Below are 17,151 nucleotides of genomic sequence, written 5' to 3'. Positions count from 1 at the left end.
CGCCCTGCTCACCTGAGCCCAGGCCACCGAGCCCCGCACCGCGCCACCCGCACCCAGCTGTCAGCCCACCAAAGCGGCGCGCCGCCCCCACCCGCACCCGCCCTCAGCCCACCAAGCCGGACTCCGCCCCCACCCGCACCCGCACCCGCCCTCAGCCCACCGAGCCAGCCTCCGGCCCACCCGCACCCAGCCCTCATCCCACCAAACCGGCGCGCCGCCCCACCCGCACCCGCCCTCAGCCCACCAAACCGGCCACCGGCTCACCCGCCCGGCGCCACACCCAGTGCCGGTCCACCGCCAGCGGCAGCCCCAGCACCACCGGTATCCACATCAGCGCACCCAGCCGGTCCGCCTCCTGGATCAGGGGGTGGTTGGTGACCACGAACGCCCCGCTGAGCGCGGTCGCCGCGGCGAGCAGGCCCAGCCCTTCGCCGTACCGGAAAAGCGCCCAGGCCGCGAGGGCGGTCAGGGCGAGGAAGTACGGCAGGGCGGCCTGCTGCGCGGCCCAGTCGCGCCAGAACCGGCCGGCGAGGGCGAGCAGTTCGCCCCACGGGTCGGCCACCTCACGCAGCCGGAAGTGGTGGGTGAAGGTGTCCTGGAGGGTCACCTGCGCGGACGGCAGCGCCAGCACCTTCATCGACACGGCGACCGACGCGGCGGCCACCGCCGACACCCCCGCCAGTACGGCCGTCCCCCGGTGCCGCAGCCGCCCCGGGAGCAGCAGGGCACCCGTAGCGACGGCCGCCACGAACGCGGCCAGTACGAGGACCGACGAGTACCGGGTGAACGCCCCCACCCCGTACGCCAGGACCATGACGGCCGCCGCCTTCGGCAGGGAACGGCGGCGCAACAGCACCAGCCCGCCCCACAGCACGCCGAGCGCGCACATCGTGAACAGCCCCTCGCTCAGGGCCTGGTCGCTCCACCAGCCGAGCGGACTGGCGAGGAACGCCACCTGCCCGGTGAGGGCGGCCGTCCGGCCCACCCCCGCCCCGCGCCGCAGCAGCCCGAAGACCAGCAGGGAGCCGCCCGCCGCGGTGAGCAGGCCGAGCAGCCACATGCCGTCGAGCACACCGAAGGCGGCGACGAAGGGCGCCGCGAGCAGCGGATAGGCGGGGCGGGCGGCGAAGATGGCCTGGTAGCGGGGGTCCGCCGTGGTGATGTCCCGGGCGTCCGCCCAGCGGTCGAGGCAGCTGCGCTCGGCCGCGGCCCGAAGCGCCCGCTCGCTCTTGCGGTTCGTCGGCTGCAGCCGCGCCTCGTGCGCCTCACGGCTCGCCCGGCTCGCGCAGTACGCGGCGAGCGCCGTGCGGTGCGCCTCCTCCCGGGAGGCGCCCAGGTACTGCTCGGCGGCGCGGGCGTACCGGTAGGAGTCGGGGAACAGCGTCCAGCGGGGACCGGCGGCGAGCTGCAGGACGGCGTACACGACACAGACCAGCAGCGGCAGGACGGCGGCCCGCAGCCGGGGTGGCATCCGGGTGGTGCGCGCCACCGCGGGCTCGCTACGGACGGACAGCTCACCCGGCATGGCAGGGGCACCCCCGAGAGTCACGAAGACGACGGCCCCGGCCGAGTGGCCGGGGCCGCATCCTACGACGAGCCTGGTCAGCCGCCGATGACCACCCGGCGCACACCCTTCCACGCCTCCGGGTCCGTCGTACGGCGCCCGTCGACGAGGACCGTGACGTCCGGCAGGTCGGCCGGGGTCAGGGTGCGGTACTCGGCGTGGTCGGCCTGGAGGATCGCCGCGGTGACCTTCTCGCCCGCGTGCGGGGTCAGACCGTGCGCGGCGAGCTCCTCGGCCGTGTACATCGGGTCCGAGACGAGCGGCACCGCGCCGCGCGCCTTCAGCGCCTCGACGGTCGGGAAGACGCCCGAGAAGGCCGTCTCCTTCACGCCGCCGCGGTAGGCCGCGCCCAGGACGAGGACGTTCGCGCCGGTCAGGTCGCCGTAGGCCGCCGCGAGCAGGTCGACGGCGTACTCCGGCATCGCGGCGTTCGCCTCACGCGCGGAGCGCACCACGGTCGCGGACGGGTCGTTCCACAGGTACATCCGCGGGTAGATCGGGATGCAGTGGCCGCCGACCGCGATGCCCGGCTGGTGGATGTGGCTGTACGGCTGCGAGTTGCAGGCCTCGATGACCTTCTTGACGTCGATGCCGTTGCTGTCGGCGAAGCGCGCGAACTGGTTCGCCAGACCGATGTTGACGTCCCGGTAGGTCGTCTCGGCCAGCTTGGCGAGCTCGGAGGCCTCGGCGGTGCCCAGGTCCCACACCCCGTTGGGCTGCGGCAGGTCGGCGCGCTCGTCGAAGTCGAGGACCTGCTCGTAGAACTCCACACCGCGGGCCGTCGAGGCCTCGTCGATGCCGCCGACCAGCTTGGGGTAGCGGCGCAGGTCGGCGAAGACCCGGCCGGTGAGGACGCGTTCCGGGGAGAAGACGAGGTGGAAGTCCTCGCCCGCGGTCAGGCCCGAGCCCTCGGCGAGCATCGGCGCCCAGCGGGTGCGGGTGGTACCGACCGGGAGGGTCGTCTCGTACGAGACCAGCGTGCCGGGCTTCAGACCCTGGGCGATCGCCTTGGTGGCCGCGTCCATCCAGCCGAAGTCCGGGACGCCCTCGGCGTCCACGAACAGCGGGACGACCACGACGACGGCCTCGGACTCGGCGACCGCGGACGCGGTGTCCGTGGTCGCGCTGAGCAGACCGGCGTCGACCGCCTGCTTCAGCTTGACGTCCAGGTCGTGCTCGCCGGGGAACGGCTCGACGCCGGCGTTGACCAGCTCGACGACCTTCTCGTTGACGTCCGCGCCGATGACCCGGTGGCCCTTGGCGGCGAACTGCACCGCCAGCGGAAGCCCGATCTTGCCGAGCGCTACTACACAGATGTTCATGGAGGGTCGCTACTTCTTCCTCTTGGAACGGGACTTCGATATCCGGGCGAGGCCGGCCAGCACCCGCTGAGCCGCGGTCGGCTTCGGGGGGTACATCCGCGCCGTGTCGACCACGACCCGCCCCTTGGGGTTGACCAGGGCCGACGCCCGGTACGGGTCGTCGTCCCGGCCCCACCTGCGGGCCAGCGGCATGGGCAGCCCCTTGCCGCGCACGGGTATCTCGTACGTCGAACCGGCCACGTCCAGGTACACCCGCACGCCGAACTTGCCGGTGACCTGCGCCAGCGGGGCACGGGCGTGCAGCACCGTGGCGGCGCCGTCGGCGGACGGCTCCAGCCTCATCTCGCCCACCACGGACGCGAGTTCGTGCTCCGGCGGCAGCCTGCGGGCGCCCGCCTTGTCGGCAGACTTGGGCATCGCGCCCTTGACCAGGCGCAGTGCCGCGCCGGCGCCCTCGACCTCGCCGAGGACCGGCAGCCGTACGAACGCCGTGTAGGCGAGCTGCTCGCCCTGCTGTTCCCACGCGGAGGACAGCAGCTGGGTTCCCTTGGCGAGGCGACCGGGGACGGCCTCCCCGACCAGTTCGTACACCCGGTCGGGCACGCCGACGCGGGGGTCGCGGAAGCCGGGGTAGCGGGCGTAGGCGCGCTCCCCCTCCACGACGAACGGGGGTGCCCCGTGCTCCTTCTCCGAGGAGATCGCCCGGGCCAGCTCGTCGACCGCCCCGGCCCGCGCCAGTGCGATCCGCACCCGGCGCTTGACGTCCATGGCGTCCCGGATGCCGTCGGTGAAGTACGCGTCGGCGAGCCGGCCGATGCCCGAGCAGAGCTCGCGCTGCAGGTCCCGGTCCAGGGACGGGAAGTCGTCCTGGACCAGCTTGGCCAGCTCCCAGGTGAAGTGCCGGCGCAGCACGGCGTCGCGCTTCGGGCCCTCCTCGACGAGACCGGCGGTGAAGTCCACGATCTCGGCCGCCGCCCGCAGCCGCGCCAGATGGTCGGCGCGGTAGGTGATGTTGCTGGCGTCGCCGCGCTTGACCGCGTAGTAGCAGGTGTAGTCGGCCACCACCGAGATCTTCCGGGCGCGCACGCACGCCTCGATGGTGAACGGCTGGTCGCTGCCCACGGGCAGGTGCTCGGGGAAGCGCAGGTGGTACTTCTCCACCATGTCCCGCCGGAACAGCTTGGTGTTGGCCAGGGTGAACGGCAGCGCGGAGTCGTACAGGCTGACGTCCGCGAGGTTCTCCTTGTAGAGCGCCTGGTGCACGTACCGGCCGTTGGTGCCGACCATCTTGCCGACGACGACGTCCGAGTCGTTCTCGTCGGCGCACTTCACCATGCGCTCCAGGGCCTCCTCGCCGAGGTGGTCGTCGGAGCCGATGAAGTAGACGTAACGGCCGGTGGCCACGTCCAGCGCACGGTTGCTGGGCGCTGCCGGGCCCCCGGAGTTGGCCTGGTGGATCACCTTGACGGTGTCCGGGTAGAGCGCGGCGAACCGGTCCAGTTCCTTGCCGCTGGAGTCCGTGGAGCCGTCGTCGACGGCGACGATCTCCAGGCGCTCCCGCCCGATGCTCTGCCCGATCAGGGAGTCCAGGCACTCCGTGAGGTAGGGCATCGTGTTGTACACCGCGACGACGACGCTGACGTCCGGTCTGCCGGTCATGCTCCCGCCTCCACCCGTCCGCGCTCGGCCGCCGGGCGGACCGCGCTGCCGGGCACCAGCCGCGTGTAGACCGCGTCCAGCCGCTCGGCCTGGGCCTCCCAGGTCCACTCGTCGAGCAGGCCGTCCTTCTCGTACACGCTGCGGTAGCGCTCCGCGTCACCGAGCACGGACTTGACCGCGCGCACGTAGTCCTCGACGTCCTCGGCCTTGAAGACCTCGCCCTGGCCGGTGCGTTCGACCATCTCGCCCATGGTCTTCACATCGCTGACGACCAGCGGCAGCCGGGCGTGCGAGTACTCGAAGAACTTGGTGATGAGGGCGATCTCGTGGTTCGGCCAGTGGTGGATCGGGATGACCCCGAGGTCCGCCCCCGCGAGGAAGCGCACCACCTGGTAGTGCGGCACGTACGGCAGGATGTGCAGCCGGTCCGAGACGCCGAGTTCCTCGGCGCGCTCGCGCAGGCCCCGCATGTACTCGGACTCGGTGTTCAGCACCACGAACGCGGTGTGCACGTCGGCCAGTTGGGGCAGCGACTCGACCATGATGTCGAGGCCGCGCTGCGGGGCGGCGGCACCGCTGTACACCGTCAGCGGCACGTCGAGGCCGATGCCGCACAGCTCGCGCAGGTCCGGGACCGGCTCCGCGGCCTGCTCCGGGGAGAGCTCCGCGTCGGGCGCGTTGAGCACGACCGAGGGAAGCTCCTTGAGCCCGTGGCGCTCCTGGAGCATCTCGGCGAGCGTGGAGGACACCGTGGTGACGGCGTCGGCGTGCCGGGAGTACTCCAGCTCGTGCGCGCACTGCGCCTTGTGCCAGCGCGGGTGCGGGTTCCACGGCTTGATGCCGGGCAGGAACTCGTGCGCGTCCCACACCAGCTTGACCTTGCCGCCCCGGGCCCGGGCGCGCAGCGCGGCGCGGGCGCCGACGCCGAGCATGCGGAAGTCGTTGGCGTGGATCAGGTCGGGCTCGAGCTCGTCGATGACCTTGCCGTACGCCAGCTCCAGGTCCCACAGGTGCGGCTCCAGCCGACGCCAGCTGCGGTTGCCCATGGTCTTCTGCCAGAACGCGGTGGTGAACCGGTCCAGCGGGCCGTCCATCTCCTTGCGGCGCCGGTCCAGCTCGGCGGTCTTCCGGGACCGCAGGTTCACCCAGGACTGCATGAACCGGGACGCCAGCCGCGGCAGCACCAGGCGCAGCCGGGTGAGGAACGAGCCCTCCTGCCGGGCCAGGATCAGCCGGACGTTGAGGTCGGCGCGCCAGGCCTTCATCTTCTGCCTGCGGTACGAGGCCAGCGGCCCCGGCTTGTAGGCCAGCGGCGAGCGCAGTACGGCCCGGCGGTACTCGTGACGGCGGCGGTGCAGCGGATTGGGCACCGGCAGCAGACGCACCTGCGCCTTGCCGATCTCCCAGGTGATCTCGCTCTTCGCCTTCGCCTTCCCCTTGCCGAGCAGGATCACGTCCCACCCCGCGTCGGCGGCCGAGCGTGCTTCCTTCTGCACGCGCGAGTCGCCGTTCACCCCGTTGTCGACGAGCATGACGATGCGTCCACGCACCGCGGGCCGCGCCGGCGTCTTCTCAGCTGCCATGTGTTGCCAGGTCCTCCGCCTGAAGGGAAACGCTGCGGTTGTGTATCGCCGACTCCAGCACGGCCGCGGCCACCTGCACGGTGCGCATGCCCTGGCGCAGGGTGCAGATGTCGGCGTCCTTGCCCAGCACCGCGTCCCGGAACAGCTCGTGCTCGACCAGCAGCGGCTCGCGCTTGGGGATGGCGTACCGGATCATGTCGCCCTCGGAGACCCCGCGGAAGGCCTGCAGGGCCTCCCATTCGGTGGTGACCGCGGCGTTGGAGTGGAAGGTCAGGTCGGCGGTGAGAGTGTCGGCGATGAAGCAGCCGCGCTCGCCGGTCACCGAGGTGAAGCGCTCCTTGAGCGGGCTCAGCCAGTTGACCAGGTGGTTCACCATGGTGCCGTCGTCGAGGCGGCCCACCGCGGAGACCATGTCCTCGTGGCTACGGCCGCTCTTGGAGACGGTGTGGGCGGCGATCGACACGTACTGGCGTCCGAGCACCCAACCGGTGAGGTCGATGTCGTGGGTGGCGAGGTCCTTGACCACGCCGACGTCCGCGATGCGGTGCGGGAAGGGGCCCTGGCGGCGGGTCACCACCTGGTAGACGTCACCGAGTTCACCGGCCTCCAGGCGGGCGCGCAGGGAGCGCAGCGCCGGGTTGCAGCGCTCGATGTGGCCGACGCCGGCCACCAGCCCGCGCGACTCGAAGGCGTCGACGAGGCGGCGGGCGCCTTCCACGGTCTCCGCGACCGGCTTCTCGATGAGCGCGCACACCCCGGCCTCGGCGAGCGCCAGGCCGACCTCCTCGTGGAGGTGGGTGGGGCAGGCCACGACCGCGTAGTCGACGCCGAGGGCGATGAGCTCCTCGACGGTGTTCAGGATCGGCGCCCCCTGGGAGGCGCCGAACTTGTCGCCCATCGGGTCGACGACGCCGACCAGGTCGACACCCTCCAGACCGGCCAGGACCCGGGCGTGGTGCCGGCCCATGGAACCGAGTCCGACGAGTCCCGCGCGCAGCGCCTTCCCGGTGCTCACAGCTGCTCCCCCAGGGTGTTGACGGCGGCGACGACGCGGTCGAGGTCGCTGGTGGACAGCGACGGGTGGACGGGCAGCGACACGACCTCGGCGGCGGCGCGGTCCGTCTCCGGCAGGTCCCAGGTGCGTCCGGCCTTCTGGTCCGGCTCCCAGTACGGCTTCAGCCGGTGGATGGGGGTCGGGTAGTAGACGGCGTTGCCGATGCCGGCCTCGGTCAGCTTCGCCATGGCGGCCTCGCGGTCGCCCAGGATGCGCACGGTGTACTGGTGGTAGATGTGCCGGGCGCCCTCGGCGACCTTCGGCGTGACCACGTTCTCCGCGCTGATGTGCTCGGTGAGGTAGGCGGCGTTGGCGATGCGCTGCTCGGTCCAGCCGGCGAGCTTGCCGCGCTGGACGCGGCCGATCGCGGCGGAGACGTCCGTCATCCGCACGTTGGCGCCGACGATCTCGTTGGCGTAGCGCTGCTCCATGCCCTGGTTGCGCAGCAGGCGCAGGGTGCGGGCGGTCTCGGCGTCACCGGTGGAGATCATGCCGCCCTCGAGGCTGTGCATGTTCTTCGTCGGGTAGAAGCTGAAGGTGCCCACCGCTCCGAAGGCGCCGACCGGGATGCCGTGCAGCGCGGCGGCATGGGCCTGGCAGGCGTCCTCGACGACGGCGAGGCCGTGCTTGCGGGCGATCGCCAGGATCTCGTCCATGGCGGCGGGGTGGCCGTAGAGGTGGACCGGCATGATCGCGGCGGTGCGCGGCGTGATGGCCGCCTCGACCGCGGCGGGGTCCAGGCAGAAGGTGTCGGCATCGATGTCGGCGAAGACCACGTCGGCGCCGACCAGTCGAACGGCGTTCGCGGAGGCCGCGAAGGAGAACGACGGGACGATCACCTCGTCGCCCGGGCCGAGCCCGAGGGCCAGCAGCGACAGGTGGAGGGCGGAGGTGCCGGAGTTGACCGCCACGCAGTGACGTCCCCCGACCAGCTCCGAGAACTCCTCCTCGAAAGCGGCCACTTCCGGACCCTGGACGACCATGCCACTGCGCAGTACGCGCACCGCGGCCTCGATCTCGTCCTCGCCGATCACAGGTCTCGCGGCCGGTATGAACTCATGGGCGTCAGTCATCGACATCCCCCTCCTCTACGGCGACCTCAAGGGCGCACCACTCATGCCGTCGGGAAGGACCATGTCGATGTACAGCACGGCCGCATCCCAGGTTGTCCATGGCCGCCTGTGGGCGGATGGACGGTTCGTACACAGGACCCCGCCCCCACGAGGGTTCCTTGCGGGAAGTCAGCCGTGCCCGGCGCCGAGGGCCGGTGTGCTCATCGGCTGTTCAACTCATCCGCACGTTACCAGCACTTGGTCGGCAATTTTCCTGGGCGTTACGACAGTGAAATCACCCTCGCCCGTTGCCTCCGTCACAGGAGAAACACAGCGCGACCTTCAGGTGCACACAGCGTGACGCAAAAGGGAAGACGGTCATACGACGGCGCGGGCGCCCGGTGGTGTGCCGGACGCCCGCGCCGCTGCCGTTCCCGCTTCGCCGCGGGTGCGGAGGTCAGTCCTCCGTCGAGGCCGAGACGGACGAGGCGCTCTGCTGCGCGGCCGCCGTCTTCTTGGCCGCCGCCTTCTTGGTGGCGGTCTTCTTCGACGTGGCCTTCTTCGCGACCGTCTTCTTGGCCGCCGTCTTCTTGGTGGCGGCCTTCTTCGCGGTGGCCTTCTTGGCCGTCTTACGGGCCGTCTTCTTGGCCGGAGCCGCCTCCTCGGCGCCCTCCGCCGCGGCCTCGCCGGCCTCGGTGGTGGACGGGACGACCACGACGGCCGCCTCCTCGGACGCGGTGGGCGCGGTCTCCTTGCGCACCGCACGGCGCCGCGGACGGGCCGGAGCGGCGCTCTCGGCGGGCGCCTCGGGCTGCTCGGCGACGGGCGCGGCAACCTCCTCGGCCGGCTGCGGCTCCGCCACGGGCGCGGTCTCGGCGACCGTCACCACGGCGGCCTCGGCCCCGGCGGGCGACCCGGCCGGCGCGGACACCTTGCGGGTGGCACGGCGGCGGGTACGGCCCTTGGGCGCGGCCTCCTCGACGGCGGGCGCGGCCTGGGCGACCGGGTCCTCCGCCGCGACCGGCTCGGCCCGCACCTCGGCGGCCGTCTCCGGCTGCACCGGACGCGCGGTCTCCTCGGCGACGGTGACGTCCTGAGCGGTCGGCACCTCGGCGGCGTCCGCGTCGCCGTGCCCGGCGTCGGCGTGCTCGCTCTCCGGACGCGTGGCCCGCCCCTTCGGCGAACCCGCCGGGGCCGAGGCCCTACGGCCGGACCGGCGCCGACTGCGACCGCCGCGCACCGCGGCCTCCGCCTCGGCGACGCTGCTGTACAGCTCCTCGTCGGGCGCGAAGGAGGGCGCGGCCAGCGCGACCGGCTCGGCCACCTCCGCGGCGACCTCCGCCTCGGTCTCCTCGACCTCGGGAGCCTCCACGGCCACCGCGGCCTCGTGCACATGCTCGTGCCCGTCGCCGCCGCGCCCGCGCTTCTTGCGCTTGCCGCCGCCACCGGCGGAGGTCGGCTGCTCCATGTGCACGATGACACCGCGGCCGTTGCAGTGGACGCAGGTCTCGGAGAAGGACTCCAGCAGCCCCTGCCCGACCCGCTTACGGGTCATCTGCACGAGCCCCAGCGAGGTCACCTCCGCCACCTGGTGCTTGGTCCGGTCCCGGCCCAGGCACTCCAGCAGGCGCCGCAGCACCAGGTCCCGGTTGGACTCCAGCACCATGTCGATGAAGTCGATGACGATGATGCCGCCGAGGTCGCGCAGCCGCAGCTGACGCACGATCTCCTCGGCCGCCTCCAGGTTGTTCCTGGTGACCGTCTCCTCCAGGTTGCCGCCCTGGCCGGTGAACTTGCCGGTGTTGACGTCGACCACGACCATCGCCTCGGTCCGGTCGATCACCAGCGAACCGCCGCTGGGCAGCCAGACCTTGCGGTCCAGGGCCTTGGCGAGCTGCTCGTCGATCCGGTACGTGGCGAAGACGTCGACCTCGGAGGTCCACTTCGACAGCCGGTCGGCGAGGTCCGGCGCGACGTGCGAGACGTATCCGTGGATGGTCTCCCAGGCGTCGTCACCGCTGACGACGACCTTGGTGAAGTCCTCGTTGAAGATGTCGCGGACGACCCGGACGGTCATGTCCGGCTCGCCGTACAGCAGCGTCGGGGCGTTGCCGTTCTTCGACTTCTTCTGGATGTCCTCCCACTGCGCCTGGAGCCGCTCGACGTCACGGCGCAGCTCGTCCTCCGAGGCGCCCTCCGCGGCCGTACGGACGATGACGCCCGCGTCCTCGGGGACGATCTTCTTGAGGATGGTCTTCAGCCGGGCCCGCTCGGTGTCGGGCAGCTTGCGGCTGATCCCGGTCATCGAGCCCTCGGGGACGTACACGAGGTAGCGGCCCGGGAGGGAGACCTGGCTGGTGAGCCGGGCGCCCTTGTGCCCGATCGGGTCCTTCGTCACCTGGACGAGCACGGACTGCCCGGACTTCAGGGCGCTTTCGATGCGGCGCGGCCCGTTGGCCATGCCCAGCGCCTCGAAGTTGACCTCACCGGCGTACAGGACGGCGTTGCGCCCCTTGCCGATGTCGATGAAGGCGGCCTCCATGGAGGGAAGCACGTTCTGGACCTTGCCCAGATACACGTTCCCGACGTACGAGGTCGACTGCTCCTTGTTGACGTAGTGCTCGACGAGCACGCCGTCCTCCAGGACGCCGATCTGCGTGCGCTCGCCGCTCTGCCGGACGACCATCACCCGCTCGACGGCCTCACGGCGGGCGAGGAACTCGGCCTCGGTGATGATCGGGACGCGCCGGCGCCCCTGCTCGCGCCCTTCCCGGCGGCGCTGCTTCTTGGCCTCCAGACGGGTCGACCCCTTGATCGACTGCACCTCGTCGGAGGGCTCGGCCTTCGGGCGGGGCTCGCGGACCTTGACGACCGTGCGCTCGGGGTCGCCCTCACCGGGCTCGGTGTCCACGGAGGAGTCACCGGCGCGACGCCGGCGCCGACGGCGCCGACGGCTGCTGGAGGAGGAGCCCCCGGCCTCGTCGCGGGCGTCGTCCTCGTCCTCTTCCTCCTGCTCGGCGGTGTCCTCGGCATCCTGCTCGGCCTGCTCGGCGGCGGCCTCGTCGGAGTCCTCGTCGTCACCGGCGGCCTCGGGGGACTCGCCCCGGCGACGGCGACGGCCACCACGGCGACGGCGGCGGCGCGAACCGGTCTCCTCGGCCTCCGCCTCGTCCTCACCGGCGTCCTCGGCCGGCTCCTCGGCCTCGGCCTCGTCCTCGGCCACGGTCTCGACGGCGGCCTGCGGCTCGGCGTCCTCGCCGAAGGCAGCGCCCCGGCGCCGACGCCGGCGCCGCGATCCGCCCTGCTCCTCCGCCGGCTCCTCGACCTCCGGGACCTCCACCTCGACCTCTGCGGCCGCTTCGGCGGCGGCCCGCTCCGGCGTCTGGAACCTCGGCTCGGTGAACACGGGTGCCTGGAACACGGCGACGGCAGGCCGCGCCGGCCGCCGCGGCCCCTCGTCCTCGACCTCGTCGGCCCCGGCACCCCGCTCGGGCTCGGAGAACCCGACAGCGGCCTTGCGAACGGCCCGACGACGGGTACGACGGGGAGCGGCGTCCTCGATGACAGCCTCCTCGGCAGAAGCGGATCGGGCGGCACGACCGGCAGGGGCCTCGGCAGCAGCGGACTCGGCGGCACGAGCGGCAGGGGCCTCGGCAGCAGCGGACTCGGCGGCACGAGCGACGGGGGCCTCAGCGTCAGCGGACTCGGCGGCACGGACGGCAGGGGCCTCGGCAGCAGCAGTGTCGGCCTCGGCGGCGGCAGCCTCTTCGGTGGCCGGCGTGACGGTCGCGTCCTCGGCAGCGGCACCGGTCTCACCGGCGGCGGCCTCGGCCTCGCCGGTCACAGCGCCCTCCGCCTGGGCAGGCGCGGACACACGACGAGTGGCCCGACGCCGGGTACGACGCGGAGCGGCCTCCTCGGCAGGAGCCTCATCGGCCTCGGCGACGACCGCCGACTCGGCGGCAGCGGCGGGAGCCTCGCTCACGGCAGCCGCCGCGTCCTCCGCGACCGGCGCGGCCTCGTCGGTGTCGGCGGCCTTCGGCGCCCCGGCAGGCGCGGAAGCCCGGCGGGTCGCACGACGACGCGTACGCGCGGGCGCAGCCTCCTCCGCGACAGCGGGCGTCTCGGCGACGACCTCGGCCGCCGCTTCCTCGACGCTGTCCCCGGAAGCAGCCGGCACCGCGGTCTCGACGACCTCGACGACCTCGGCGGCAGCCGGAGCCCCGGCAGGCGCCGAGGCACGCCGCGTCGCACGACGACGCGTACGCCCGGCGGGCGCGGCCTCCTCGGCAGGCGCCTCGGCGACGACAACCGCCTCCGCGGCCTCCTCGACCTCGGCGGCCTCCTCGACCTCGGCGACCTCTTCAGCCTCGTCGGCCTTCTTCTCGTCGTCAGCCGGTATGGCCGACTCGGTGATCTCCTCCGGCGCTGCGGAGGCGGCCCCGGCGGGCGGACCCGCGGGGCGTGAAGCGGCACGGCGCCGACGACGCGGCGGCAGGGTGTCGCTGGGAGTGTTCAGTTCGGAACCCTCTGTGGGTTCGGTCGGTTCGAGCATGCGGGCTTATCTCCCGTCAGGCTCCCGGGCGCCGCGCCCGGTCCGGCGTCGATGACTCGATCGCCGTTGACGTCCGCGGCTCGCGCGTTGCGCGGTGCCGCCGTTCGGGGCGCGGGCGCCGCACGGAAGCTCTCTGTGTCCTGTCTCGCCGGTTCCGTACGCCATGTTGCGTACGGCCTGGCGAAAGTCTTCTGGTCGGTGCGCTGCCCGACCCAGGTGGCTCCCGAGTACGAGGGCGGCGCTACGACGTCCGTCCTTCGCGGGACCTTCCTTACGCCGGCGCCTTCGCGGTGGCAGCGGGGTCGGCCGTGGGTAGGGCCGTCGCTGCCTCGCGGTCGGGCGCGAGCGGGTCGGTCACCGTGCCGGTCTCTTCATCGAACAGCCCCTGCGCCAGCCTGGTCACCGCTGCGGCGACCGGCGGCGCCAGGTCGGCCACGGCGCGAAGACCGGACAGGACGTCGTCGGGTCGTACGGCAGGCGTCACGTGCCGAACAACCAGCCGCAGTATCGCACAGGGCTGGTCGGTCGGCCTATCAGCCGTTTCATTGTGCGTTTCCAGGTGTACGACCGCGGCCCGGGCGTCGAAGGTGCGGACGCCGTTCTTGGTCGTGCGCTGGACCTCCACGGCCTCGGCGGCGTTGAACGCGGCGACGGCCCGCTCGGCCTCCGCCGGCGCCACGCCGTCCAGCCGCAGCTCCCACACGGAGGCGGTGAGCCGGTCGGCGAGCCCGGAGGTCCGGGCCTCGACGGCGTCGACGACGTCGAGCCCGGCGGGCAGCGACTCGTCGAGGAGGAGCCTGAGCTTCTCCGGGTCCCGCGCCTCGGTGAGGGCGATCTCCAGGTACTCCGCCTCACTGCCCGTGCCGGTGGGTGCGGCATTGGCGTACGACACCTTCGGATGCGGCGTGAACCCCGCCGAGTACGCCATGGGCACCTCGGCGCGGCGCAGCGCACGCTCGAAGGCGCGCTGGAAGTCACGGTGGCTGGTGAACCGGAGGCGGCCGCGCTTGGTGTAGCGCAGTCGGATGCGCTGCACCGCGGGTGCGGGCGGCGGGCCTTCGGGCTGTCGCTTGCCCAGTGTCGCTCAGTCCTTCGTGAGTGCGGTCGTACTGCTACCAAGAGTACGTGTCTCGCGGCCCGTCGGTTCCCGCCGGTCCACGGCCTCGGCGCGGGCGGGCTCGCCGAACACCATGCGCCGGAAGTCGGCGCGGGCCTGCCGTACGGACTCCCGGGCGGAGGCCAGGGCGAGCCGGGTGGCCCGGCCCACACTGCGCGCGGCCTCGGCGGCGGGCCGGAGCACGGCGTCCCGGACGACGTGTCCGACGGGCGTGAGCACGGTGCGGTAGACCCAGCGCACGGGCTCGACGAAGATCCACCGGAAGAGGGTCCCGAGGGCCCGCCCCACGGCGAGGGAGATCCGTCCCGCGATCCGCCAGGCGTGCCCGAGGGCGTCGCCGACCTCGCGCGCGACGACGGCGAGCACGCGTCCGACCGGCACGAGCACCCACCGCCACAGCGCGAGTGCGGGCAGGACGAACAGGACGCGGGCGATCCAGTACAGGCCGGTGCCGATCCCGGTGACGGCCATGCCGAGGATCCACCCGATCCCCTTGGCGCACCAGACGATCGCCTGTCCTACGGGGGTGAGCACCCGCATGACCGCGTGCCCGATCGGCGTGAGCACGCGCGCGTACAGCCATCCCAGCCCGGCCGCAACACCCCGCGCGGCCCATGCGAGGGCGTGCCCGAGGGGAGTCAGCACGTACTGGTAGGTCCATACGGCGGGTATGACGAGGAGCACGTTCCCGAGCCACCCCAGCGCCTTGCCGACCGGGACGACGACGTACCGCCAAAGCCCCACGAGCGGCCAGACGAACACGGCCCGCGCCACCCACTCCAGCGCCCGGCCGACCGGCCTGAGCACGGTGTCGTTCAGGAACCGTCCGGCCACGACGAGCGCGTCCCACACCATCCGTACCGGCACGACCAGCACGAGCACGACGATCCGCACCGGAATGCGGATGGCGACGACGAGGCACCCCTCGGGCCCCTGCCCCTGCCCCTGCGGCGGGCGCTTCTCCAGATCCATACCCGTCTGGACGCGCCGACGGGCCCGGCCGGATCCCGTCGGGGCGCCGGTTCTCTATTTCTTCCGGGACCCCCGGGCCGCCTTGCCCGCGCGGGCGGCCTTCGGTCTGCGGGCCGGTGACGCGGGCGGAGGTACGGCGGACAGGTGCCGGGCCGAGAAATCGCGGTTGATCTCGGTCTGCCGACGGACGGCCTCGGGGAGGTCGGGCAGAGCGAGGAGGGTGTCGCAGGCCCGGAGCGCGGCCAGGTGGTCGCCCACCCAGTAGGCGGTGATGGAGAACTCGAACAGCAGGCCCCAGCGGTACACCCAGGACCGGGTGAAGAGGAGGTCGTCCGGCTCCGGGCGTCCGACGGCGTCGACGAGCAGGGCGTGCGCGGTGCGGTGACGGCCCTTCAGACGCAGCCGGGAGGCCAGCTCGTAACAGGCTTCGAGCCGCCCGGGCCGCGCCTCCCAGGCCCGGGAGAACGCGTCCATCGCCCCCGGCCAGTCGTCCTCCGCGTCCGCCCGCAGGATTCCGGCCTCCAGGAGGGAGCAGTACACCTCCTCCGGCCAGCCGCCCATCGCCGCGCGCCGCTCGTACAGCTCGACGGCCTCGGCCGCGTGACCGAGGTCGCGTTCGGTGTTGGCGAGGTAGAAGACGGTGCGGGGGTTGCCGGGGTCGCGTTCGAGTTCGCGCCGCAGCAGCCGGGCGTCGCGCTCGAACTTGTCGCTGCGGCAACCGCCGTCGGCGTGGTCCTCGATGACCAGGGCGTCCAGGTTCTCCTGGACGTCGGGCTCGTCCGTGCACGGGTACTCGTGGGTGACGCCCTCGTACCGCCACGCCCAGTCGCCCCGCATGAGGTGCTTGAACCGGTGCTGGGTGCCGGGAGTGTCGTAACGCAGCATGTACGAGCCCGCCGTGAGCCGGGGCAGCGGGGCGTCCTGGCGGATGACGTGGTCGGCGTCGAGGGTGAGGAGGTAGTCGGCGCGGCCGCGCGCCCGCCGGATGTTGGCGGTGCGGTTGTGGCCGAAGTCGACCCAGGGTTCCTCGCGCAGTTCGCCGGGGATGCCGTCCAGCGCCTTGCGGACGAGGTCCTGTGTGCCGTCGGTCGAGCCGGTGTCGGAGATCACCCAGGTGTCGACGAGGTGGCGGACCGAGCCGAGGCACCGTTCGATGACCTGCGCCTCGTTCTTGACGATCATGCAGAGGCAGAGGGTCTGCTGCTTCACGGTTCGAAATGTGGCATGTCTTCGGTTTTCCTCCCGTACATCCCCACACAAATTCGCCCGTCCGGCTCCCTCCACTGGTCCGATCTACGGATAAAACAGCGCGTCCCGAACGGCGACGCCGGCCGACACCGCACCCCCGGGCCACCCTCACCTCGGGGCCGGGAGCTGTCCCGGACCATCGAGGCAAGGAGCACACAGATGAGTCCTGAACACAGGACGTCCGCGCTGCTCGGGCCGCTGGCCCGGGACGGTTTCAGGAAGGCCGGGATGCTGGCCTCGCTCACGCTGGTCCTGGCGACCGGCCTGGCGGGCCCCGCGGCCGCGGCGGCGCGCGACATCGGCGACCGGACCCCGACGTTCCGCGGCGGCGACGACCACTGCAAGCCGAACGGCCACCACAAGTCCCAGCACGCGACCCCTTCGACCGACGACCACGGCAAGGGCGGCTGCAAGGGCCCGACCGGCCCGAAGGGGGCGACCGGCGCCACCGGCCCGACCGGGCCGAAGGGAATGACCGGGGCGACGGGTGCCACGGGTGCCCCCGGCGCCCCCGGCGCCACAGGACCGGCGGGACCCACCGGACCGGCCGGTCCGACCGGACCCGCGGGACCGACCGGCCCGCAAGGCCCGCAGGGCGCGACCGGTGCGGCCGGCCCGTGCTCCGACATCGACGCCTACCACCCCCAGGGCAACGTCGAGTACCGGGCCGCGCTGACCGGCGGCCGCTTCTACGGAGGCATCCGTGACCTCTCGGGCAACGACGCGAACCCGCCGGTGCTGTGGACCGACCTGAGCACCCACACCGGCTATCCCGCGGGCGGCGACGCGGGCCTGCCGTGCGGCGCGGCCGTCGGCGAGCATCCGACGTCGGGCGGCATCCAGTTCGAGACGATCACGACCACCGGACGCGTCTACCGGATCACCTGCACCTTCGACAGCAACGGCACTCTTCCGGCGATCCTTCAGTGCGGCACCAACACCGGCAACGTCTGGGCCGAGGCAGCCAACCGACCGGCCCCCAACGGGGTCAACGACGGCACCACGCCCTGACACCCGTCACGCCC

Annotated in this window: 11 protein-coding genes; 1 reads left to right on the top strand and 10 read right to left on the bottom strand. The window is 72.7% G+C overall.

What is annotated here, in order from left to right:
• Positions 1-235: 235 nt before the first annotated feature.
• The 10 genes from MQP27_RS00945 to MQP27_RS00900 all read right to left on the bottom strand — a co-directional run bounded on the left by MQP27_RS00945 (position 236) and on the right by MQP27_RS00900 (position 16,087).
• Positions 236-1,525, bottom strand: coding sequence for a hypothetical protein (locus MQP27_RS00945; RefSeq protein WP_242759205.1), 1,290 nt, complete (start codon positions 1,523-1,525; stop codon positions 236-238).
• A 77-nt stretch (positions 1,526-1,602) separates the two neighbouring features.
• Positions 1,603-2,886 (bottom strand): nucleotide sugar dehydrogenase, encoded by a 1,284-nt coding sequence (locus MQP27_RS00940; protein WP_242759203.1) that lies wholly within the window; start codon positions 2,884-2,886, stop codon positions 1,603-1,605.
• Positions 2,887-2,895: 9 nt separating this feature from the next.
• Positions 2,896-4,545 carry a glycosyltransferase family 2 protein gene (locus tag MQP27_RS00935; RefSeq protein ID WP_242759194.1) on the bottom strand — a complete coding sequence of 550 codons (1,650 nt, stop codon included), beginning with the start codon at positions 4,543-4,545 and terminating at the stop codon, positions 2,896-2,898.
• Positions 4,542-6,128 carry a glycosyltransferase family 4 protein gene (locus tag MQP27_RS00930; RefSeq protein WP_242759183.1) on the bottom strand — a complete coding sequence of 529 codons (1,587 nt, stop codon included), beginning with the start codon at positions 6,126-6,128 and terminating at the stop codon, positions 4,542-4,544. The genes MQP27_RS00935 and MQP27_RS00930 overlap by 4 nt, the downstream gene beginning before the upstream one ends.
• Positions 6,118-7,143 carry a Gfo/Idh/MocA family protein gene (locus tag MQP27_RS00925; RefSeq protein ID WP_308289899.1) on the bottom strand — a complete coding sequence of 342 codons (1,026 nt, stop codon included), beginning with the start codon at positions 7,141-7,143 and terminating at the stop codon, positions 6,118-6,120. The genes MQP27_RS00930 and MQP27_RS00925 overlap by 11 nt, the downstream gene beginning before the upstream one ends.
• Entirely contained in the window at positions 7,140-8,255 is a 1,116-nt protein-coding gene (locus MQP27_RS00920; RefSeq protein WP_242759169.1) for a DegT/DnrJ/EryC1/StrS family aminotransferase, read from the bottom strand. Before MQP27_RS00920 ends, MQP27_RS00925 begins: the two co-directional genes overlap by 4 nt.
• 436 nt (positions 8,256-8,691) lie before the next feature.
• A complete protein-coding gene (locus tag MQP27_RS00915) occupies positions 8,692-12,789 on the bottom strand; it encodes an Rne/Rng family ribonuclease (protein WP_242759166.1) in 4,098 nt (1,365 codons plus the stop codon).
• 271 nt (positions 12,790-13,060) lie between these two features.
• Complete coding sequence (locus MQP27_RS00910; protein ID WP_242759163.1) at positions 13,061-13,825, bottom strand: TIGR03936 family radical SAM-associated protein; 765 nt, start codon at positions 13,823-13,825, stop codon at positions 13,061-13,063.
• Positions 13,826-13,873: 48 nt separating this feature from the next.
• Complete coding sequence (locus MQP27_RS00905; RefSeq protein ID WP_242759154.1) at positions 13,874-14,878, bottom strand: phage tail tape measure protein; 1,005 nt, start codon at positions 14,876-14,878, stop codon at positions 13,874-13,876.
• Between the two features lie 54 nt (positions 14,879-14,932).
• A complete protein-coding gene (locus MQP27_RS00900) occupies positions 14,933-16,087 on the bottom strand; it encodes a glycosyltransferase (protein ID WP_242759144.1) in 1,155 nt (384 codons plus the stop codon).
• Between the two features lie 198 nt (positions 16,088-16,285).
• On the opposite strand from MQP27_RS00900, the gene MQP27_RS00895 reads away from it, so the two are divergent.
• Positions 16,286-17,137, top strand: a complete 852-nt coding sequence (locus MQP27_RS00895; RefSeq protein WP_242759141.1) for a collagen-like protein — start codon at positions 16,286-16,288, stop codon at positions 17,135-17,137.
• Positions 17,138-17,151: the final 14 nt, after the last annotated feature.

Origin of the sequence: Streptomyces cylindrosporus, from assembly GCF_022698165.1 — a bacterium.
GTDB classification, from domain to species: Bacteria; Actinomycetota; Actinomycetes; order Streptomycetales; family Streptomycetaceae; genus Streptomyces; species Streptomyces cylindrosporus.
This window is presented reverse-complemented; position numbering and strand designations above follow the sequence as displayed.